Genomic DNA, 19,974 nt, shown 5'->3' with positions numbered 1-19,974 from the left:
TACATGACGATAGCCGCTTCTCTGACGTCTCTGGATCTGGACAGCCAGATCCAACTGCTTTCCCGGGTACAGTTTCTGACCCGATTCAGCTCCCATTTGATCCAAATCAGCGGCGAACCCGGGGCCGGTAAATCCTGGCTGGCGCAGCGGTATCTTGAGCAATGGGCCGACTCAGACGGTATTAACAATACCCGACAGGCCTTGCTGATGTGTCACCCGGCACAGAATGACAACCAGCACAGAACCATATTGCTTAACCAACTGATCCCGGGCGCAGTGTTTAACGAGAGTGATCCCCTGCACCAGAGTGTTGAGCGTCTGCTGGCTGGAAAACCGGTCGAGCTGCTGCTTGTGATCGATGATGCCCATATGCTCAGTCCGGCACTGATTGGCGAACTGTGGGCTCTGGTGGTGAAAGCACAAGATTCAGCAGACTGGCAGGTGAATGTACTACTCTTTAGTCAGACTGGTCGGTTAACCAAAGCCTTGCATCAGGTCTCTCATGGTCAGGGACAGACGCCACTGGAGCTGGAAATTCCCTTACTGTCTGAACAGGAAGTACAGGCGTTTCTGGAATTGGTTCTGGCCACCCATTCACTCGATGCCAACCAACGTCGGGCCCTCAAAGCGCAGGCGGAGGATGTGGCGCCGACACCCGGCGCGTTGTCGGCACTCAATCACACGGAGGTGGTGAATATGGCCAATACAAGCTCCAGAGCTTTTTCCCCGGCCGCACTCTTGCTGTTGTTGCTGGTTATTGCGGCGGCTGGCCTGGTGTTCTGGTACTTCCCCGATCAGACGGCATCATCTCAATCCGATACGGAATCACCCAGCCCGGATATGACGGCAGCAGATGAAGTGCTGGCGCAATCGGCCGATGGCCTGGCTGTGTTACCGGATGAGCATGATGAGCTGCCACTTGCAACGGACAGCGGAGCCGCTGGCCTCACAGACAGTAGCGATAGCCAGATAGCAGAAGCGGGGTCGTCCGCACCTGCTGAGGCAAATGCGGAGATCTTACCTGAGCCGGTCAAGATTGAAGGATTGACCGTTGGCCGCAGCAATACCGCAGGCCAGCGCGTGGTGGTGCCATCGGATGTGGTGGATGCCATGCTCACCGAGCAGGAAACCGGTGGCTCAGGCGAGCTGGCAGTGGCAGCCCAGGGCGCTCTCAGTCAGGCGGCTAATACTCCCGCGGCTGAGGGGGGAGAAACCGGCATTCCCGCCGCCGCTTCGACGCCAGAGCCAACGGCAGATGCGGCTCCAACAGCACCGCAGCTGACCGGCCTGCAGGCAGCAATGGCAGAAGATAAAGATACCCTCAAGTCGGTCAATAGCCGTCATTATGCGCTGCAGCTGGCCGCGATGCATTCGCTGGACGCCACCCGCAGTTTCCTCAATGAATACGGGATTGAAGATACCGCCCAGGTGTATCAGACCCAGCGGCAGGGTGTGCGCTGGTATATTGTGGTCACCGGTGATTACAGTAGCGTAGCTGCCGCCCGCCGGGCACAGGCGCAGTTACCGGCGAAAGTGCAATCGGTGCAGCCTTGGGTGAAATCTTATACGCAGATTCACCGTGAAATCGACCGGGTTCAGTAACCGCATGGCGCCCGGTCGGCAGTAATTCAGTTGTTAGGGGGATAATTGTCCCCAAGCAGTATGGGTCAGGTGAGAAATAGGTTACAATCCGCCACCTTTGAAAAGACAGTCGTTATGGGTGGTAGGTTAACCAAATGAAAAAGCAGCGTGCCTTTCTGAAATGGGCCGGAGGCAAGTTTTCTCTGGTCGAGGACATCAGACGACATCTGCCACCTGCACGAAAACTGGTTGAACCTTTTGTCGGTGCGGGTTCTGTGTTTCTTAACACGGACTACGACGACTATCTGCTGGCTGATATCAATCCGGATTTAATCAATCTTTACAATGTGATTAAGCATGAACCCGAGCGTTATATCGAAGACGCTCGGCAGTATTTCACCCCGGAATACAACCAGAAAGGTGCCTATCTGGCTATCCGCGAAGCGTTTAACCAGACTCAGGATACCTACCTGCGTTCCCTGTATTTTCTCTATATGAACCGCCATGGCTTTAATGGCTTGTGCCGTTACAACAAGAAAGGCGGCTTTAATGTGCCGTTTGGTTCGTATAAAAAGCCTTACTTCCCGGAAGCAGAAATGTACCACTTTGCGGAAAAGGCCAAAAAAGCGACCTTTATCTGTGAAGGCTACCACCAGACCTTTTCCCGCGCCCGCAAAGGCAGTGTGATTTATTGCGATCCGCCTTATGCGCCGCTGTCAACAACGGCCAATTTTACCTCTTATGCCGGTAATGGTTTCAGTCTGGACGATCAGGCTGCACTGGCCGATGTGGCAGAAAAAGCCGCCACAGAGCGTGACATTCCGGTACTGATTTCCAATCACGACACTACGCTGACCCGCCGCCTGTATCACGGCGCGGCGTTGTCAGTGGTGCGGGTAAAACGCACGATCAGCCGAAACGGCGGTGGCCGCAATAAAGTGGACGAGCTGCTGGCGCTGTTCAGCCCGCCACAAAACGACTGATGATCACCAGCATTCCCACAAACAGAAAGATAGCGACCAGTCCTGCCAGAATGAAGGGCAGGGCACTGGGCTGGCTGAAATCCTGTTGCCGGCTGTGATCGGACTGAACCCCCAGCAGAGCAGCGCCCACGCTGCGCCACAGGTTGTTTTTCTTTGATGCGGGTTTGTGCTTCATGAGTAACTCCTGTCGTCTGCGCTTCCTTACGCTTTAGCTTAGCCTGTAAACACAGAGAGGGCTGCGGAACAAATCGGTAAGACATCGGGGTGGATATCGGGTAGAATTTTGCCCATTTACTGCCCCGTATAGCTATACCGCGCGGGAACCCACTCAAGTACAGAGGCTGAACATGACGGATTTTCTGATCGCTCCCTCCATTTTGTCTGCCGATTTTGCCCGTTTGGGTGAAGACGTTGAAAAAGTGCTGGCCGCCGGTGCCGATGTTATCCACTTTGATGTTATGGATAACCACTACGTCCCTAACCTCACCTTTGGTGCCCCCATCTGTAAAGCGCTGCGTGATTATGGCATTACTGCGCCGATTGATGTGCATTTGATGGTTAAGCCGGTGGATCGCATTATTCCGGATTTTGCCAAGGCCGGCGCGACTATGATCACCATTCATGCCGAGGCGACCGAGCACCTGGACAGAAGCCTGCAACTGATCAAAGACCACGGCTGTCAGGCCGGTGTGGTATTCAATCCGGGCACGCCGCTGCATTATCTCGACCACGTGATGGACAAGCTGGACATGATTTTGCTGATGTCGGTCAATCCGGGTTTTGGCGGGCAGTCTTTCATTCCGCATACCCTGGAAAAGCTGCGTATGGTGCGCGAGCGGATTGAGGCCTCTGGCCGTGAAATCCGGCTTGAAATTGACGGTGGGGTGAAAGTGGAGAATATCCGCGAAATCGCTCAGGCTGGTGCTGACATGTTTGTGGCCGGGTCGGCGATTTTTGGTCAGCCGGATTACAAAACCGTGATTGACGAGATGCGGGCAGAACTGGCCAAGGTGAAGCGTTAATGAAAATTGAAGGCATTACCTTTATCGCGTTTGATCTGGACGGCACCTTGCTCGACAGTGTACCGGACCTTGCCGACGCTGCTGATAAAACCATGCAAGCGCTGGGCTTACCCGGCGTGACCGAAGCGCAGACCCAGACCTGGATAGGCAATGGTGCTGAGACTCTGATTGGCCGCGCCCTGAGTCAGAGTATTGAACTGGACCCGGCGCTGGATCCCGAGCTGCATCAAAGAGCACTGGTGATGTTTAACCGTTTTTATCGCGAAGGCGGTCACAAGAAAACAGTGCTCTACCCGGGGGTGACAGAAACGCTGGAAACCCTGCATCAGGCAGGGATCCCTATGGCGATTGTCACCAACAAACCCTCACAGTTTGTGCCGCATATTCTTGAAGAGTACGGGATCAGCCAGTATTTTACCGATGTGATCGGCGGCGATACCTTCCCGAAGAAAAAGCCGGACCCTTACGCGCTGCACTGGCTGATGGAAAAACATTGCCTGAGTTGCAGCGAGATGTTGATGGTCGGCGACTCCCGTAATGATGTTCTGGCGGCTCAGGCGGCCTCATGCTATGTTGTCGGCCTGACTTATGGCTACAACTATGGCCTGCCGATCAGTGACAGTCACCCGGATCGGGTGCTGGATCAGTTCAGCCAGTTGCTGGATGTAGTGGCTATCGCCTAATCGCAGCGTTGACTCGATCGGCGTCAGGTTTAGCCGGTCACTTATTGTTTTCAGGCGGCATAGGTGCCGCCGGATATGTTTAGGACAAACAGGAATATCCCATCATGAGTAAACCCATTGTATTTAGTGGCGTACAGCCTTCCGGTGAGTTAAGTATTGGTAACTACATGGGTGCGCTGCGTCAGTGGGAACAAATGCAGGATGAGTACAACTGCCACTACTGTGTGGTGGACCTGCATGCCATCACAGTCCGCCAGGACCCGGCGGCGCTGCGTGAAGCCACGCTGGATGCGCTGGCGTTGTGTCTGGCGGTGGGCGTCAGCCCGGAAAAGAGCACCTTGTTCGTTCAGTCGCATGCCCGTGAGCATGCTCAGCTGGCCTGGGTGCTGAACTGCTACACCCAGATGGGTGAGCTGAACCGTATGACGCAGTTTAAAGACAAATCACAGCGCCATTCGGAAAACATCAATGCCGGCCTGTTCTCTTATCCTGTGCTGATGGCGGCAGATATCCTGCTGTACGGCGCGCATCAGGTGCCTGTGGGCAATGACCAGAAGCAGCACCTGGAGCTGGCTCGTGACATCGCGATTCGCTTCAACAATCTGTATGGCGATACTTTTGTGGTGCCTGAGCCTTACATTCCGCCAGTTGGCGCGCGTGTAATGAGCCTGCAGGATCCGCTGAAGAAGATGTCCAAGTCAGACGACAACCGCAACAATGTGATTGGTCTGCTGGAAGACCCGAAAGCGATCACCAAGAAGATCAAACGTGCGGTAACCGATTCTGAAGAGCCGCCACGTGTGGTGTTTGATATCGAAAATAAACCTGGGGTGTCGAACCTGATGGGTATCATGTCGGGTGTGACAGGCAAGAGCCTGGCCGACATTGAAGCCGAGTACAGCGATAAAATGTACGGCCATCTGAAGAAAGATACCGCCGAAGCGGTGGTGGCGATGCTGGAGCCGCTTCAGGCGCGCTATCACGCATACCGTGAAGATCGCGCTTTCCTGGATCAGGTGATGAAAACCGGTGCTGAGAAAGCCTCTGCACGTGCCGCCGAGGTGCTGAAGAAGGTTTACCAGGCCGTGGGTTTTGTTGCCCGCCCTTAATCATAAATCTCATTAAGCGTACAAATGTAAGCAGAAGGCAGCACCTTCTGCTTTTTTTGTGCCCGTTTACCGCCAATTACCTCTGCTGTTTTTTAGAGTAAGATCACTAAAATGAAGTCACATGGTGCATATGTGTAGTGTTTGTTAATGCTGTCACATTTATGAGATGTATAAGTGTTAAATAATGCATTCCTTTTTAGATATAGCTCTCAATAAATGTAAAGGATTGCAGACATGCTACGAACCACACTTTTGCCATTGGCGGCTGCCGTGGGCTTATTGCCTGTGCAGGCAATGGCCGACACCTTTAGCTGTGACACGCAAACCCTGATCCCGATTTATCAGCTTCAGGGAGACGGCCTCAAGAGCCCAGTGATCCCTGACGGCCAGTACACCAGCTCAGAGGCCTATTACGTGCGCGGGGTGGTGACGGCCAAAACGGACAGCCTCTATAAAGGCTTCTTCATGCAGGATCCGCAGGGTGATGACAACCCTGACACTTCTGACGGTATCTTTGTCTACACCGGCACTAAGGTGGCGGCGGATGTGCAGCCGGGAATGACGGTGTGTCTCAAGGCCAGGGTTAAAGAGCACTACGACCTGACGCAGTTGCTGGCCGAGCAGGACAAGCTGGTGATCGAAGCGCCGGGCGTTGTACCGGCACCTGTTGCCATTAGCGTCAGAGGCGGTGAGCAGCTGGCTGATGCCATGGAACGCTATGAAGGCATGCGTGTCCGGCTGGTAACAGACAGTCAGCTGAAAGTGACCCGCAATTTTGGTTTTGATTACTCCTCGTACCGTAACAATATGGTGCTGTCACACGCTGCGCCGCTAATGAAACCCACTCAGCTCTATGTGGCCGGCAGCGAGCAAGCCAAAGCACTGGCGGCAGCGAATGACCGCAATCAGCTCTACATTGATACTGATGCCAAGGCGCCGGATGGCGTGATGCCTTATTTTCCGGCACTGGATGCCGAGCAGGGCTATATTCGGGTGGGCGACACAGTCGTGAATCTTGAAGGGGTGATTGGCTACAGCTACGGCGAGTACCGTCTGCTGCCCACTAACACCCTGTCGGCAGCGGATTTTATCCACCATGACGATCGTACCCCGGCCCCGCAGGCGGTGCCGGATACGCAGCTGAAAGTCGCCAGTTTCAACGTGCTTAATTTCTTTACCAGCGACAGTGACATAGGCGGCGCGCTGAATGCGATGTGTAAAGATCAGGCCGATGCCGATGCGGCCAATGGCTGCAACCGTGGTGCCAACACCCTGAGTGATTTCCAGCTGCAGCGCAGCAAGATAGTCAATGCGCTGACTGCCATGAATGCCGATATCGTCGGTATCATGGAAGTGGAAAATAACGGTTTTGGTGATGACAGTGCGCTGGCCAATCTGGTCACCACGCTGAACCAGCAGTTCAGTGATCCGGCGGATCACTACAGCTTCATCACTATTGAGCAGGCTGACATGCACCAGGGCCGGTTTCTGGGCTCGGATGCCATCACAGTGGCGCTGATTTACCGTCCGGGCAAAGTACAGCCGGCGTCAGCGGCGCAGGTCATTCGGATGCCGGAGCAGCACTTGTCCGGAGAGAGTCCTCAGGGCGAGACGAAACAGCTGGATAAGTACCAGCGTGACAGCCTGATGCAGACTTTCGCGGTGCAAGGCGCGGCGGACGCGCAGCCATTGACCGTGGTGGTGAATCACCTGAAATCCAAAGGCTCAGGTTGCTACGAAGATTGGGTCAGGGGTGAATTTGACAGCGATCCGGCTGATTTACAGGGCCACTGTAATGCGTTCCGGGTCTCTGCCGCTATGGTACTGGCTGAGACACTGAAAAATATCGAGGGTGATCTGCTGGTGCTGGGTGATATGAATGCGTACGCCAAGGAAGATCCTATCCGCATTCTGACTGACTATGATCCGGCCAGTGCAGAGCGCAAGATACTGTCGGCTTCCGGCACTTCGGTAGCCGGTAAAGTGCTGCATGAGCACGGTGTGGAAGCAGGCAAAGGGCTGGGCCTGGTGAATCTGGCCGACAAAGGCCACGACGTGCCGGCTTATTCCTACAGCTATGAGGGAGAGCTGGGCAGTTTGGATCACGCACTGGCTAACCTGTCGCTGGCCGGGAAAGTGGCGGGTATTGAAGAGTGGCACATCAATTCGGTCGAAAGTAGTTTGTTTGAGTACTCAGATAAGCACACAGGGGATCTGGTGAAATCGGCCGGGCCCTTTTCTGCCTCAGACCATGATCCTGTGGTGGTCAGCCTGCGCTATGCACAGCCTGATCCGCGCCGGTTTCAGCTGACGTTCAAAAACAAGAGTGCCCATCCCGTTTATCCGGTATTCAATCGCTGGTACTGGGACAGTACACAAACATGGCTGATGCCGGGCAAGCAGCGTCGCTACCGGGAGGACAATGTGTTCTTAAACCATGTCGGCATTGCTGCCGGCGATCAGGTGAGCCTGAGCCTGCTGGCTTACGGGGTGTTCGAAGTGCCTTGCAGCTACGCGCCGCTGCGCTTAACCGGCCGCCTGAAAGCTGTGTATAACGGTGACAGCTGTCAGATGAAGCACTGATCCTGCGCTTTTGGCGCTAAAAAGGCCAGCAGGAGGCAATCCTGCTTGCCTTTCTCCCTCCCTGTTGCAAAATAGGGCGCCGATTTTGCCAGGGCAGGGAGACTTATGCTGTTGATCATTGATAATTACGACTCTTTTACCTACAACCTGTACCAGTATTTCTGTGAGCTGGGTGCTGAGGTGAAGGTGGTCCGTAATGATGAGATAGATCTGGCGGGGATTGCTGCGCTGGCGCCGTCCCATCTGGTGATCTCCCCTGGCCCGTGTACCCCGGATGATGCCGGTATTTCCCTGGCGGCGATTGCTCATTTTGCTGGCAAACTGCCGATCCTGGGAGTCTGCCTGGGACATCAGTCGATGGCGCAGGTCTTTGGCGCCAAAGTCGTGCGCGCCCGGCAGGTTATGCACGGCAAAACCTCCCCGGTGCGACACAATAACCACAGTGTGTTTTGCGGTCTGAATAATCCCCTGACGGTGACCCGTTATCACTCGCTGGTGGTGCAGGCCGATAGCTTACCTGACTGTTTCGAAGTCACGGCATGGACAGAAAAAGACGGCAAGCCGGATGAGATTATGGGCATCAGCCATCGCACTTTGCCGCTGGAAGGTGTTCAGTTCCACCCGGAAAGTATTCTTACTGAGCAGGGTCATCAGCTGCTGGCTAATTTTCTGCGTCGCTGAAACCGGCTTTTACCTCTCTTGTTATCTGCCCCTTTCTTTCTCTTTTTTCGCTGCCAGGCCTTGTCAAATGTGGCCTGGCTAATGAGCCATTAGTCTTTCTAATGGGTGTTTTTAGCGATTTTGGCTGTCTCACAAGCGCGATCTGCATCACTTTTCTTAACATTGACTGAAAAATATTCATCCGGCCTTTGTCGCAAGCTTATGCATTTGGCCAAATCATGAACAGGGGCATTGATTCCTACAGGGAAAAACACCTTTCCTTAAAATCGTCTTAATAAGTTTTCCTTACTCGCGCATAAATATGTATCCATCGCAGTTATATGACGCACTTTCCGCAAAGGAAAAACATTTTCTGCTATTGGAATCGGTTAAAATTATGTAAATACTATGCGCAAAGCGATATACACAGAAGGAAAGTATAATGGCGACGGATCAAAAAGTAGGACGTCAAACCTTTGATGAGGTCATGGTACCTTGTTATGCCCCAATGCAAATCATCCCGGTGAAAGGTAAAGGTGCCCGTGTGTGGGACCAGGATGATCGTGAGTACATCGATTTCGCCGGTGGTATCGCGGTGAGCTGCTTGGGCCATTGCCACCCGGCTATGGTGTCAGCACTGAAAGAGCAGGGTGAGAAAATTTGGCACCTGAGCAACGTCATGACCAATGAGCCGGCACTGCGCCTGGCGAAAAAACTGACGGAAGTCAGCTTTGCCGAGAAAGTCTTCTTTGCCAACTCTGGTGCTGAAGCGAACGAAGCTGCACTGAAACTGGCGCGCCGTTATGCCGCCGACAAATTCGGTCCGGAAAAAGATGAAATCATCGCCTTTAAACAAGGTTTCCACGGCCGTACTTTCTTCACTGTGACCGTAGGTGGTCAGGCGGCATACTCTGACGGTTTCGGTCCTAAGCCTCAGGCTGTCACACACCTGCCTTACAACGATCTGGACGCGCTGGCAGCACACATCTCTGACCGCACCTGTGCTGTCATGATGGAGCCGTTGCAAGGTGAAGGCGGTATCGTCTCTCCGACTCAGGAATTTATCCAGGGTGTGCGTGAGTTGTGTGACAAGCACAACGCGCTGCTGGTTTTCGATGAAGTACAAACAGGTAACGGCCGTACCGGTGAATTCTATGCGTATCAGGGGCTGGGCGTGACGCCTGACATCCTGAGCACAGCGAAATCGCTGGGTGGCGGTTTCCCGATTGGTGCCATGCTGACCACCACTGAGCTGGCACAGCACCTGAAAATCGGTACTCACGGTTCGACTTACGGCGGTAACCCGCTGGCCTGTGCCGTGGCAGAAGCTGTGGTTGACGAAGTCAGCAAGCCGGAAGTACTGGCCGGTGTTAAAGAGCGTGAGCAATGGTTCCGCGACGGGATTGAGAAAATCAATGCTCAGTACCCTATCTTCGCTGAAGTACGCGGTAAGGGCCTGTTGCTGGGCGCAGCCCTGAATGCTGAGTGGCAGGGCCGTGCACGTGATGTGCTGCTGGCTGCTGGTGAAGAAGGTCTGATGGTGCTGGTAGCCGGTACCAATGTCGTGCGTTTCACGCCTTCTCTGGTGATTGAAAAATCGGATGTCGAAGAAGGTCTGGCCCGTCTGGAACGTGCCATCGCCAAGCTTTACAACCAATAATAAGACAAGGGCAGGCACAATAGCTTGCCCTGCTTGCTGCCCCGGGTGTCGCCCGGGGTAGTTTTTAGAAGAGAAAGAAATTACAGATATTCAGAGTTAGCAACCTGTGTTGCTACCTGCATCAGGAGGGAGTTCGATGCTGGTTATACGTCCAATTACAAAAGCTGATTTACCTGCACTGATGATGTGCGCCGACGAATCAGGTCACGGCTTCACATCATTGCCGGTTAATGAGGAGATCCTCAGCAATCGGATCGCGCATTCAGTGGAAAGCTTTAATAAAGACGTCACTGCACCGGGTCCGGAAGGCTACCTCATGGTGGCGGAAGACACTGAGACAGGCGAAATTGCTGGTACGACCGCCCTGGAAGCGGCAGTCGGACTGGATAACCCATTCTATACTTATCACCTCAGCACCCTGGTCCATAATTCACATCATCTGGATGTGCACAAAGTGCTGAAGGTACTGACGTTCGGTAATGACTACACGGGTGTGAGTGAACTGTGCACCTTATTCCTGCGCCCTCAGTGGCGTCAGGGACTGAACGGTAAGCTGCTGTCCAAGTGCCGTTTCCTTATGCTGGCCGAGCACAGCCACCGTTTTTCTGACACTGTGATTGCCGAAATGCGCGGTGTATCAGATGAGCAGGGAAATTCCCCGTTCTGGGAATGGCTGAAAGAGCACTTTTTCTCGATTGATTTCGTCGAAGCCGATTACCTGACAGGCATCGGTAAGAAAGAATTTATTGCCGATCTGATGCCGAAATTGCCCATTTACGTCAACCTGCTGAGCAAAGATGCCCAGGCCGTGATTGGGCAGGTACACGACAATACGCGCCCGGCGCTAAAATTGCTGGAAGCAGAAGGTTTCGTCAACCGCGGTTATGTCGATATTTTTGATGCCGGCCCCACGGTGGAGTGCGATCTTCGCCATATTGAGTCGGTCCGTGCATCTCAGCGCTGTACGGTTGAGATCGGCGAACATCACAGCTCGCATAATTACATCATCAGTAATACCCGTTTTGCCGGTTTCCGTGCAACGGTAGGTAAAGCGGCACTGGATGGTGAACGTAATCTGGCCATCATTTCTCCGGAAATGGCCAAGGTGTTAGAAGTGAAAAACGGGGATCAGGTTCGCCTGATTGCTCAATAACTAGGGTGGAATACAAAATGACACAATGGATAGCAGGTAACTGGCAAGCCGGTCAGGGTGAAGCGATGCAGTCGCTGAACCCATTCAGCGGTGAAGTGATCTGGGAAGGTAAGAGTGCCACAACCGAGCAGGTTGAGCAGGCTGTGGCCAGCGCGCGTCAGGCACTGGTTACCTGGCGTCATACCCGTCTGGAAGAGCGTCAGGCTATCGTTGAGCGCTTCGCTGCCCTGGTCAAAGACAACAGCGAGCACATTGCCCGCACTATTGCCGAAGAAACCGGCAAACCGCTGTGGGAAACGCGTACTGAAGCCGGTGCCATGGTGGGTAAGATTGCGATTTCTCTGCGTGCTTACAATGAGCGTACCGGCGAGCGTGAAAAAGACGTGGCAGGTACCAAAGCTGTGCTACGCCACCGTCCGCTGGGCGTGATGGCCGTTTTCGGTCCGTATAATTTCCCCGGTCACCTGCCAAATGGCCATATTGTACCTGCGCTGCTGGCGGGGAACACTGTGGTGTTTAAGCCTTCTGATCTGACGCCAAAAGTGGCGGAAGAAACCATCAGATTATGGGAGCAGGCGGGTCTGCCAGCCGGTGTGCTTAATCTGGTTCAGGGTGCACGTGCAACCGGTGAAGCCCTGGCACAGTCTACCGGTATTGACGGTCTGCTGTTTACCGGTAGCGCTAATACAGGTCATATCCTGCACCGTCAGTTTGCCGGCCAGCCGGGTAAAATGCTGGCGCTGGAGATGGGCGGCAACAACCCTATGGTTATCTCCAAGGCGTACGGTGATCTGAAGTCTACTGTGTACACCATTATCCAGTCGGCTTTCATCAGTGCCGGACAGCGTTGTACCTGTGCCCGTCGCCTCTATGTCCCTGAAGGGGCAGAAGGTGATGCACTGGTTACGGCGCTGGTCGAAGCGGCCAAAGCCATTAAGGTGGACGGTCCGTTTGCCGAGCCGCAACCTTTCATGGGCCCGCAAATTTCGACTCTGGCTGCCGATAATATCGTGGCAGCCCAGGAGCGTCTGATTGCTATGGGCGGCGAGCCGCTGCTGAAAGCCGATCGCGGCCAGGGCGCCATAGTGACTCCGGGCATCATTGAAGTCAGCAAGATAGCCGAACTGCCGGATGAAGAATACTTCGGGCCGCTGCTGCAGGTGGCGCGTTATCAGGAACTGCCTCAGGCGGTCGAGATGGCGAACAATACCCGTTACGGCTTGTCAGCCGGTCTGGTTTCTACTGACGACAGTGAGTGGGAATACTTTATCGATCATATCCGTGCGGGCGTCGTCAACCGTAACCGCCAGTTGACCGGTGCCAGCGGCGATGCGCCGTTCGGTGGTCCGGGTGCCTCGGGTAATTTGCGTCCGAGTGCTTACTACGCTGCGGATTACTGTGCATACCCAATGGCATCTATGGAAGGTGAGGCAACCGAATTGCCGGCACAGCTGTCTCCAGGGATCCAACTGTAATTCATACTTAACCCGTATTTTCGAAGGGGAACCGCATCATGGAAAGAGTGGAAAAATTGTTTGATGCCCTGTGGCAGGACTTTACTACCCGTCTTTGCCCGTCGGCGGCGCAGGTACACGATCTGCTGACAGAGGAAGAGCCTCTGCAGAATGATCATATTGCGTTGCGTACCTTTAATCTGCCTGGTGTCAGTCTGGATGTTCTGGCTGCACCTTTTATCGCCATTGGCTACAAGCCTTGCGGTATCTATCATTTCGAGCAGAAGAAACTGTACGCGGAGCACTTCGAGCACCCGAATCCGGCTGCCCCGAAAGTGTTTATCAGTGAACTGCTGGTTGGTCAGTGCTCTGCACAACTGCAGAACACGGTGCGTGCGCTGGTAAAGCAGATCCCTGACGGTGCAATGGATGATGCGTCTTTCCTTTATAACGGCCGTTTGTGGGAGCTGGATTTTGCGACCTATGAAATGCTGGCCGCGGAAAGCGAGTATGCCGGCTGGGTGGCCGCTCACGGTTACGGCGCCAATCACTTTACGGTAAGCGTCAATCAGCTGGAGCAGTTCACCGAAGTGGCGGCGGTTAACAGCTTGCTGCGCCACAACGGGTTCAGCATTAATGAAGCCGGCGGCGAAGTGAAAGGCAATCCGGCAGTGATGCTGGAGCAGTCATCCACTATGGCTGACCGTGTTGATGTGTCCTTCACCGACGGTGTTCGCACAATTCCCGGTGGTTTTTATGAGTTTGCCAAGCGCTACCATCAGGCAGACGGGGAACTCTATCCGGGCTTTGTCGAAGCGTCAGCCGACAAAATCTTCGAAAGTACCAATATGTGATTCAGCCTGACTGAAAAACACCTTAAACAGCGGCCTTTTGGTCGCTGTTTTTTTAGGTCAGGCTGTTGGTGTCAGTGCTGCTGATCCAAAGGCAGCACCCAGGCATCGTTGTCACGACTCAGGATCCCGGCGTGCAGACCGGCTTCCTGTTCCAGTAACAGACGGGGTGACTGAAACCCTGTCATTTCCACTGATGCTGTGAGGAAGCGGCCCATAGTGACCACAGGGCGGGTTGGCACCTGGCTGTGCTGCGCATTCGGGGCAAAACGTTCGATATCCATATCGCTGCATCCACATAAAACTGATATGCCAAATGTAGCAATAGGAATGAGGAAGGCAACTGAAAAACTGTGAGGTGACTAGAGGAACACGATGCAAAGCCGGGGGAGGGTGTGCAAATGCAAGAAAAGCCGCACTGGCGGCTTTTCTTATACTCACATTGGCTGCATCACAGCTGAGTGATCAGCGAGTGCCGTAAACCACTATGGTTTTGCCGTGGGCAGAAATCAGGTTCTGCTCTTCCAGCATCTTGAGGATGCGGCCAACGGTTTCACGGGAACAGCCTACGATCTGGCCGATTTCCTGACGGGTGATTTTGATTTGCATGCCGTCCGGGTGGGTCATGGCATCAGGTTGTTTGGCCAGATTCAGCAGTGTCTGAGCAATACGACCGGTAACATCCAGGAACGCCAGGTCGCCAACTTTCTGGCTGGTGACTTGCAGACGGCGAGCCATCTGAGCAGACAGTCGCATCAGAATATCCGGGTTGACCTGGATCAGCTGACGGAATTTCTTAAAGGAAATCTCTGCCACTTCACATGGTGTTTTTGCACGAACCCAGGCAGTACGCTCCTGGCCTTCTTCAAACAGGCCAAGCTCACCGATGAAGTCGCCCTGGTTGAGGTAGGACAGAATCATCTCTTTGCCTTCTTCGTCCTTGATAAGAACGGCAACGGAGCCTTTAACGATGTAGTAGAGGGTCTCTGCTTTCTCGCCAGCATGGATCAGTGTACTCTTTGAAGGGTACTTATGAATGTGGCAATGAGAAAGGAACCACTCCAAGGTTGGATCTGTTTGCGGTTTACCTGGAACCATATTACTAACTTCCTCTGCAGTGTGTTGCCCAACAACGTCATTCCTTGAATTGGGGTTGGGTATAACAATATCATTGTTTGCCAACTAGGATATTCAGTCAACGGCTGGGCTGCAAGCGCATGTGAACATTCAGTCCAAGAGTTTAACTTTTTTCGACACGCATTGCTTGATATTGGGTGACGATAAATGCACATTTTGGACGCTTTACTGTGCACATGATCACACAGTTGTGACTTAGTTTTTAAATGCGGGTTTGAGTAGTAAGGAGCATCGCATGCAATCACGTGTTAAATGGGTAGAAGGTTTGACTTTTGTCGGCCAGTCAAACTCGGGCCACAGTGTGGTCATGGACGGCAACGGCGGCAATACGGCACCGAGTCCGATGGAACTGGTGCTGATGGCAGCTGGCGGTTGCAGCTCCGTCGATGTGGTCGACGGCCTGAAAAGTGCCGGCCAGGCCATCACGGCCTGCGAAGCAAACATGACCTCAGAGCGCCGCGAGCAGGCACCGCGTTATTTTACCTCGGTCAATCTGCATTTCGTGGTGACAGGCCATGATCTTGATGAAGCGCTGGTGGCCAAAGCGGTCGGTGATTCGCTGGAAAAATATTGCTCTGTGTGCCTGATGCTGGGCAAAGGTGTCACGCTGACACATTCTTATGAAATCGTCGCCGCTTAATGGTGTTTCGGGAAAGCCGTGCCGGTTTTCCCCCTTATTTTTCGGTGAGTAGTATGATCATCCCCTGGCAAGAATTGGATCCCGAGACACTCGATAATTTGATAGAACACTTTGTTCTGCGCGAAGGCACGGACTATGGCGAACGCGAGCTGAGTCTGGAACAGAAAGTCGCCAGAGTCAGGCAGCAACTGGACAGCGGCGAGGCCGTGATTATGTTCTCTGAACTCCATGAGACGGTTGATATTAAACTGCGCCGTTCACTGAGCGCAGAATAAAGCTGCCATAATGAAAAGCGGCAGCAGAAAACGGAAGCTGACGCCGATGAACGGGCCCGTGAAACTTGACTGCTTTCTCTGGCCCTGTTACTAACTGATTCCGTTAGGATTAACGACAAGGTATGTCATGTCTGCAAAACACCCGATCATTGCAGTAACAGGTTCCTCCGGAGCAGGAACGTCCACCACCTCAGAAGCCTTCCGTAAAATGTTTAACATGTTGAACATTCATGCGGCCTGGCTGGAAGGGGACAGTTTCCACCGGTTCACCCGTCCTGAAATGGATGTGGAGATCCGCAAAGCCAAAGAGCAAGGCCGTCATATCAGTTATTTTGGCCCGCAGGCCAACGACTTTGCTCAGTTGGGCAACTTTTTCCGCCAGTATGGCGAAGACGGCAGCGGCAAGTTTCGCCGTTACCTGCACACCTTTGACGAGGCCGTGCCGTATAACCAGATGCCGGGCACATTCACCCCCTGGCAGGATTTGCCGGAAAATACCGACCTGCTGTTTTATGAAGGGCTTCATGGCGGTGTGGTGGACGGTGATGTCAACGTGGCACAGCATGTGGATCTGCTGATTGGCATGGTGCCTATTGTTAACCTGGAGTGGATTCAGAAAATCGTCCGTGATACCCGGGATCGCGGCCATTCCCGCGAGGCGGTGATGGAGTCCATTGTTCGCTCGATGGATGATTACCTGAATTACATCACGCCACAGTTCTCCCGTACCCATATCAACTTTCAGCGTGTGCCGACGGTGGATACCTCGAACCCTGTCAGTGCCAAAGCGATCCCCAGTCTGGACGAGAGTTTTGTGGTGATCCGTTTTCGCGGCATCAAAAACGTGGATTTTCCGTATCTGCTGGCGATGATTCAGGGATCGTTTATGTCGCGCCACAATACCCTGGTGGTGCCGGGCGGTAAAATGAGCTTTGCGATGGAGCTGATCATGCGGCCACTCATCCAGCAGTTAATTGACACAGGTAAGATAGGTTAATACTGACAAAACAACGCCTGCTTGCAGGCGTTGTTTTGTTATGCCCCCAGTTTGTCCCTGAACCAGGCCGGCACTGTGTGATCCAGCCAGAAGCTCGGCGCCCGCCAACTGCCGCTGATAAATCCTACGTGGCCGCCATGCCGGGTCAGGTGATAGTCAATGTGCGGCGGCAGCGGTTGTCTGGGTATCACGGCCTTGGTCATAAAGGGATCGTCGGCGGCATGAATCACCCGCAACGGCGTCGTGACCAGGGCCAGTTTGCCCAGTCCGCTGCAGCGCAGGTAGTAATCCTCGGCATTGCTGAAACCATGCAAGGGTGCGGTGACGGCATCGTCAAACTGACGCAGCGAGCGCAGCGATGTAATCTGATCGGCCTGAAATGGCAGAGTATCCGGTAATGACGCCATTTTTTTCAGCACATTTTTTTTCATAGAGCCCAGCAGGTAGCGCTGATAGACACGCGAAAACCCTTGCTGTATCCGGTCAGAGCAGGCCGCCAGATCCAAGGGCGGTGAGATGACCTGAGCGGCAGTGAGTTCCGACGCGGCACCGGTTTCGGCAAGATAATTGACCAGCATGTTCCCGCCCAGTGAGACACCGACTGCCAGCAGAGGATTGTGGGGAAAGCGCTCACGCAGGAGGCGGATAAAAAAGGTGGCGTCTGAGGTTTCCCCCGAATGATAGCTTCTCGCCTGACGGTTAATTTCGCCGCTGCAGCCGCGAAAATGCATCATCACCCCCAGCCATCCCTGCTGTTTGGCGGCAAACAGCAGGCTGTGGGCGTAAGGGCTGCGAAAACTGCCTTCCAGGCCGTGAAAGAGGATCATGACAGGCTTGTGCGCCGGATGGTGAGACGGTGTGCCGGTCCAGACCAGATCGAGAAAATCATCATCCGGGGTCTGAATCCGCTCTGTCAGCGGCTCGAACCGGGCCTGACGACGGATAATCCGCGGCAGAATGGTTTGTATATGGGCGTTACGCAGGCCAGCGGCGGGCTCAAAATGATGCATCAGTTTCTCTCTCACAGCGGAAAATCAGGGTATGGCTCCTGAGCCAGCAGCTCAGCAAGGATTGCCAGACCTTGTTCCAGTTTATCATGATTGTGCGGCGCGCTGATGGCCAGACGCACAGCCTGGGGTATGGTGCTGCCCGGCGGCGTAAACAGCTCAGCCGATTTGACTATCACCTCTCTGGCTTGCGCTGCGGCGACAAAATCACTCAACCGCCAGTTATCCGGCAAGGTGAGCCAGGCATGGAAGCTCTGCGCGTGATGCTGAATGTGATAAGAGTGCAGATAGCGGTCGAGCAACAATTTTCGCTGGGCTATGTCTTCCCGGATCGCGGTCAGCAGCCGATCGGCATCGCCCTGGTGGATCAGCTCGCAGGCCAGAGCACTGAGCAGCGGGCTGATCATCAGGCAGTGATGGTGCAGCGCCGTGTTCAGTCTGTCCTGATGTTTGCCCGGCACCTGGATATAACCCAGTCGTAAACCAGGGGCGAGGCATTTAGACAGGCTGCCGAAGTGGATCACCTGCTCACTGTCGAGGTTGACCATCGGCGGCGGGGCGTCGACAGGCAGCAGGCCATTGACATCATCTTCAATCACCAGTACCTGATGGCGGCGGCACACCGCCAGAATCGCTTCGCGCCTTTCCCGGCTCATGACTGCCGTTGTCGGATTTTGCAGGGTAGGCGTGCAGTAAAGCATCCGCGGCTGATACAGGCGACAGGCGGTATCCAGACTCTCGGGTATCAGGCCTTGCTGATCCATTTCCACCGCTTTGACATTAAGCTGCATCTGACGGGCCAGCCCGAGAAAGCCGGGATAGACCACTTGCTCGGTCAGCAGAGTATCGCCGCTGCGGCAGAACACAGACAGCACCAGCTGAATGGCATGCTGCGCGCCGGAGGTGAAATGCATACGCGCCGGGTCGAGCAGAATGCCATGGCGGTTGAGCCAGTGGCAAATCACGTCTCTGTGTTCGCTCAACCCTTGCGGATCCTGATACAGCATCAGGTGGTTGAGCTGATCCGCTTGCTGTGCGAGTGTCTGCATGGCCTGTGCCAGCGGCGCTGATCTGTCGAGATAAGGCGGGATGTTATAGCCAAAATTGCACTCATCGGGTGCCTGAGAGGGGTAACTGAATACCCAGCCCGGACGGTTACTCTGGCAGACATAAGTGCCGGCTCCCACCCTGGCTTCCACCAGCCCCCGGCGTTCGGCTTCGGCATAGGCGCGGGTAATGGTCCCGACCGTCACCTGCAGTTTATCGGCCATGGCTCTGTGCGTCGGCAGCTTGCTGCCAGCTGTCAGCAGGCCGGATTCAATCAGATGTGCCATGGTTTCGGCCAGGCGACGGTATTTTGGCAGCCCATCGTCACACCTTTCGAAGAAATCTTGCTGAATGATCTCGATTGTCATGGTGACAATAAATCCTTTGATCGCAAATTACACCCTTGGTAGTCTGCATTTTGACCGCTTTGGCGTGGTTAAAGCAAGTGAAAGTTGGAATTGTATCGGTACAATAAGGCGTGAATCACGGAGTGGCAGATGAACCTGGAATGGCAATTTTTGATGTCTCTGGCCGCATTTGCGGCCACTATGACCGGGACACCCGGGCCGAACAATATGATGGTGACGGCCTCAGGGGCTAATTTTGGTTACTGGCGCACTGTGCCGCACATGCTGGGCATTGGCGGGGGGCTGGTGAGTATGATTCTGCTGGTAGCGGCTGGGCTGGGGGTGCTTTTCGTGCGATACCCTGTGCTGCATGAAGCCCTGCGCTGGCTGGGCAGTGGCTATTTGCTGTATCTGGCCTGGAAGATTGCCTCTTCCGGGGGCAGGGTTCAGGCTGAAGGCAATGACGCCAGACCTATGCCTTTTCTCGCGGCGGCTCTGTTCCAGTATGTTAACCCTAAAGCCTGGATGATGTCGGTGACCGCGATCAGTACCTTTACCATGAACGGGGATGGGTACTGGCTGTCAGCGGCGGCGGTCGCCCTGATTTTCTTTGTGGTGGGCTTTCCCTGCGTCTCACTCTGGGCCGGATTTGGCACCATGATTGGCCGCTGGCTGAACCAGCCGAAAGCCAGACGGATATTCAATCTGGTGATGGGAGCGCTGACCGCAGGTTGTGTGGTGATGATATGGTAAGGCAGCCGGGCTGCCTTGATCATACTGCTTTC

Annotated in this window: 20 protein-coding genes; 15 read left to right on the top strand and 5 right to left on the bottom strand. The window is 54.2% G+C overall.

Annotated elements, in window-relative coordinates; translation table 11 throughout:
- The first annotated feature begins 3 nt into the window (after positions 1–3).
- Positions 4–1,602 carry an AAA family ATPase gene (locus IFO68_RS11055; protein WP_192015936.1) on the top strand — a complete coding sequence of 533 codons (1,599 nt, stop codon included), beginning with the start codon at positions 4–6 and terminating at the stop codon, positions 1,600–1,602.
- 134 nt (positions 1,603–1,736) lie between these two features.
- Positions 1,737–2,564: an adenine-specific DNA-methyltransferase gene (dam, locus tag IFO68_RS11050; protein WP_192015935.1), complete on the top strand. Its 828-nt coding sequence runs from the start codon at positions 1,737–1,739 to the stop codon at positions 2,562–2,564.
- Here dam and IFO68_RS11045 read toward each other — a convergent pair.
- Positions 2,542–2,739, bottom strand: a complete 198-nt coding sequence (locus IFO68_RS11045; RefSeq protein WP_192015934.1) for a DUF2970 domain-containing protein — start codon at positions 2,737–2,739, stop codon at positions 2,542–2,544. The two genes, dam and IFO68_RS11045, sit on opposite strands and share 23 nt — an antisense overlap.
- A gap of 172 nt (positions 2,740–2,911) precedes the next feature.
- Here IFO68_RS11045 and rpe point away from each other — a divergent pair, with 172 nt between their 5' ends.
- The 9 genes from rpe to IFO68_RS11000 all read left to right on the top strand — a co-directional run bounded on the left by rpe (position 2,912) and on the right by IFO68_RS11000 (position 13,742).
- Complete coding sequence (rpe, locus tag IFO68_RS11040; protein WP_192015933.1) at positions 2,912–3,586, top strand: ribulose-phosphate 3-epimerase; 675 nt, start codon at positions 2,912–2,914, stop codon at positions 3,584–3,586.
- The gene (locus IFO68_RS11035; protein ID WP_192015932.1) at positions 3,586–4,269 is read left to right on the top strand and encodes a phosphoglycolate phosphatase; all 684 of its coding nucleotides are present in this window, start codon (positions 3,586–3,588) and stop codon (positions 4,267–4,269) included. The genes rpe and IFO68_RS11035 overlap by 1 nt, the downstream gene beginning before the upstream one ends.
- A gap of 104 nt (positions 4,270–4,373) precedes the next feature.
- Positions 4,374–5,378, top strand: a complete 1,005-nt coding sequence (gene trpS, locus IFO68_RS11030) for a tryptophan--tRNA ligase (protein ID WP_192015931.1) — start codon at positions 4,374–4,376, stop codon at positions 5,376–5,378.
- A gap of 234 nt (positions 5,379–5,612) precedes the next feature.
- Positions 5,613–7,961, top strand: a complete 2,349-nt coding sequence (locus tag IFO68_RS11025) for an ExeM/NucH family extracellular endonuclease (RefSeq protein ID WP_192015930.1) — start codon at positions 5,613–5,615, stop codon at positions 7,959–7,961.
- Positions 7,962–8,066: 105 nt separating this feature from the next.
- Entirely contained in the window at positions 8,067–8,642 is a 576-nt protein-coding gene (locus IFO68_RS11020) for an aminodeoxychorismate/anthranilate synthase component II (protein WP_192015929.1), read from the top strand.
- A gap of 421 nt (positions 8,643–9,063) precedes the next feature.
- Positions 9,064–10,281, top strand: a complete 1,218-nt coding sequence (locus tag IFO68_RS11015) for an aspartate aminotransferase family protein (RefSeq protein ID WP_192015928.1) — start codon at positions 9,064–9,066, stop codon at positions 10,279–10,281.
- Positions 10,282–10,417: 136 nt separating this feature from the next.
- A complete protein-coding gene (astA, locus tag IFO68_RS11010; protein WP_192015927.1) occupies positions 10,418–11,434 on the top strand; it encodes an arginine N-succinyltransferase in 1,017 nt (338 codons plus the stop codon).
- Positions 11,435–11,451: 17 nt separating this feature from the next.
- Positions 11,452–12,909 (top strand): succinylglutamate-semialdehyde dehydrogenase, encoded by a 1,458-nt coding sequence (gene astD, locus IFO68_RS11005; protein WP_192015926.1) that lies wholly within the window; start codon positions 11,452–11,454, stop codon positions 12,907–12,909.
- A gap of 38 nt (positions 12,910–12,947) precedes the next feature.
- On the top strand, positions 12,948–13,742 hold the full coding sequence (locus IFO68_RS11000; RefSeq protein ID WP_192015925.1) for a DUF1338 domain-containing protein: 795 nt from the start codon (positions 12,948–12,950) through the stop codon (positions 13,740–13,742).
- A 71-nt stretch (positions 13,743–13,813) separates the two neighbouring features.
- Here IFO68_RS11000 and IFO68_RS10995 read toward each other — a convergent pair whose 3' ends face one another.
- A complete protein-coding gene (locus IFO68_RS10995) occupies positions 13,814–14,023 on the bottom strand; it encodes a hypothetical protein (RefSeq protein WP_192015924.1) in 210 nt (69 codons plus the stop codon).
- 181 nt (positions 14,024–14,204) lie between these two features.
- Positions 14,205–14,837: a cAMP-activated global transcriptional regulator CRP gene (crp, locus tag IFO68_RS10990; RefSeq protein WP_027250650.1), complete on the bottom strand. Its 633-nt coding sequence runs from the start codon at positions 14,835–14,837 to the stop codon at positions 14,205–14,207.
- Positions 14,838–15,111: 274 nt separating this feature from the next.
- Here crp and IFO68_RS10985 point away from each other — a divergent pair, with 274 nt between their 5' ends.
- From IFO68_RS10985 to IFO68_RS10975, 3 genes are all read left to right on the top strand, one after another.
- Positions 15,112–15,516: an OsmC family protein gene (locus tag IFO68_RS10985; protein ID WP_027250651.1), complete on the top strand. Its 405-nt coding sequence runs from the start codon at positions 15,112–15,114 to the stop codon at positions 15,514–15,516.
- A 53-nt stretch (positions 15,517–15,569) separates the two neighbouring features.
- Positions 15,570–15,791: a YheU family protein gene (locus tag IFO68_RS10980; protein WP_192015923.1), complete on the top strand. Its 222-nt coding sequence runs from the start codon at positions 15,570–15,572 to the stop codon at positions 15,789–15,791.
- Between the two features lie 127 nt (positions 15,792–15,918).
- Positions 15,919–16,788 carry a phosphoribulokinase gene (locus tag IFO68_RS10975; RefSeq protein ID WP_027250653.1) on the top strand — a complete coding sequence of 290 codons (870 nt, stop codon included), beginning with the start codon at positions 15,919–15,921 and terminating at the stop codon, positions 16,786–16,788.
- A gap of 38 nt (positions 16,789–16,826) precedes the next feature.
- Here IFO68_RS10975 and IFO68_RS10970 read toward each other — a convergent pair whose 3' ends face one another.
- Together IFO68_RS10970 and IFO68_RS10965 are read right to left on the bottom strand one after the other, a co-directional pair.
- Entirely contained in the window at positions 16,827–17,798 is a 972-nt protein-coding gene (locus IFO68_RS10970) for a hydrolase (RefSeq protein ID WP_192015922.1), read from the bottom strand.
- 11 nt (positions 17,799–17,809) lie between these two features.
- Positions 17,810–19,210 (bottom strand): aminotransferase-like domain-containing protein, encoded by a 1,401-nt coding sequence (locus IFO68_RS10965; protein WP_192015921.1) that lies wholly within the window; start codon positions 19,208–19,210, stop codon positions 17,810–17,812.
- Between the two features lie 129 nt (positions 19,211–19,339).
- Between IFO68_RS10965 and IFO68_RS10960 the strand changes: the two genes are divergently transcribed.
- Positions 19,340–19,942 (top strand): LysE family translocator, encoded by a 603-nt coding sequence (locus IFO68_RS10960; RefSeq protein ID WP_192015920.1) that lies wholly within the window; start codon positions 19,340–19,342, stop codon positions 19,940–19,942.
- The last annotated feature ends 32 nt before the right edge of the window (positions 19,943–19,974 follow it).

It is taken from the genome of Photobacterium arenosum (assembly GCF_014841115.1).
GTDB lineage: Bacteria > Pseudomonadota > Gammaproteobacteria > Enterobacterales > Vibrionaceae > Photobacterium > Photobacterium arenosum.
This window is presented reverse-complemented; position numbering and strand designations above follow the sequence as displayed.

Bases quoted from the DNA above. Each gene is read 5' to 3' on its own strand.
- astA (WP_192015927.1), top strand. From the start codon at position 10,418: ATGCTGGTTATACGTCCAATTACAAAAGCTGATTTACCTGCACTGATG.
- IFO68_RS10970 (WP_192015922.1), bottom strand. From the start codon at position 17,798: ATGCATCATTTTGAGCCCGCCGCTGGCCTGCGTAACGCCCATATACAA.
- trpS (WP_192015931.1), top strand. From the start codon at position 4,374: ATGAGTAAACCCATTGTATTTAGTGGCGTACAGCCTTCCGGTGAGTTA.
- IFO68_RS11000 (WP_192015925.1), top strand. From the start codon at position 12,948: ATGGAAAGAGTGGAAAAATTGTTTGATGCCCTGTGGCAGGACTTTACT.
- dam (WP_192015935.1), top strand. From the start codon at position 1,737: ATGAAAAAGCAGCGTGCCTTTCTGAAATGGGCCGGAGGCAAGTTTTCT.
- IFO68_RS11020 (WP_192015929.1), top strand. From the start codon at position 8,067: ATGCTGTTGATCATTGATAATTACGACTCTTTTACCTACAACCTGTAC.
- IFO68_RS11055 (WP_192015936.1), top strand. From the start codon at position 4: ATGACGATAGCCGCTTCTCTGACGTCTCTGGATCTGGACAGCCAGATC.
- IFO68_RS11015 (WP_192015928.1), top strand. From the start codon at position 9,064: ATGGCGACGGATCAAAAAGTAGGACGTCAAACCTTTGATGAGGTCATG.
- IFO68_RS10980 (WP_192015923.1), top strand. From the start codon at position 15,570: ATGATCATCCCCTGGCAAGAATTGGATCCCGAGACACTCGATAATTTG.
- IFO68_RS10985 (WP_027250651.1), top strand. From the start codon at position 15,112: ATGCAATCACGTGTTAAATGGGTAGAAGGTTTGACTTTTGTCGGCCAG.
- astD (WP_192015926.1), top strand. From the start codon at position 11,452: ATGACACAATGGATAGCAGGTAACTGGCAAGCCGGTCAGGGTGAAGCG.
- IFO68_RS11045 (WP_192015934.1), bottom strand. From the start codon at position 2,739: ATGAAGCACAAACCCGCATCAAAGAAAAACAACCTGTGGCGCAGCGTG.
- IFO68_RS10975 (WP_027250653.1), top strand. From the start codon at position 15,919: ATGTCTGCAAAACACCCGATCATTGCAGTAACAGGTTCCTCCGGAGCA.
- IFO68_RS11025 (WP_192015930.1), top strand. From the start codon at position 5,613: ATGCTACGAACCACACTTTTGCCATTGGCGGCTGCCGTGGGCTTATTG.
- IFO68_RS10995 (WP_192015924.1), bottom strand. From the start codon at position 14,023: ATGGATATCGAACGTTTTGCCCCGAATGCGCAGCACAGCCAGGTGCCA.
- IFO68_RS10965 (WP_192015921.1), bottom strand. From the start codon at position 19,210: ATGACAATCGAGATCATTCAGCAAGATTTCTTCGAAAGGTGTGACGAT.
- IFO68_RS11035 (WP_192015932.1), top strand. From the start codon at position 3,586: ATGAAAATTGAAGGCATTACCTTTATCGCGTTTGATCTGGACGGCACC.
- crp (WP_027250650.1), bottom strand. From the start codon at position 14,837: ATGGTTCCAGGTAAACCGCAAACAGATCCAACCTTGGAGTGGTTCCTT.
- rpe (WP_192015933.1), top strand. From the start codon at position 2,912: ATGACGGATTTTCTGATCGCTCCCTCCATTTTGTCTGCCGATTTTGCC.
- IFO68_RS10960 (WP_192015920.1), top strand. From the start codon at position 19,340: ATGAACCTGGAATGGCAATTTTTGATGTCTCTGGCCGCATTTGCGGCC.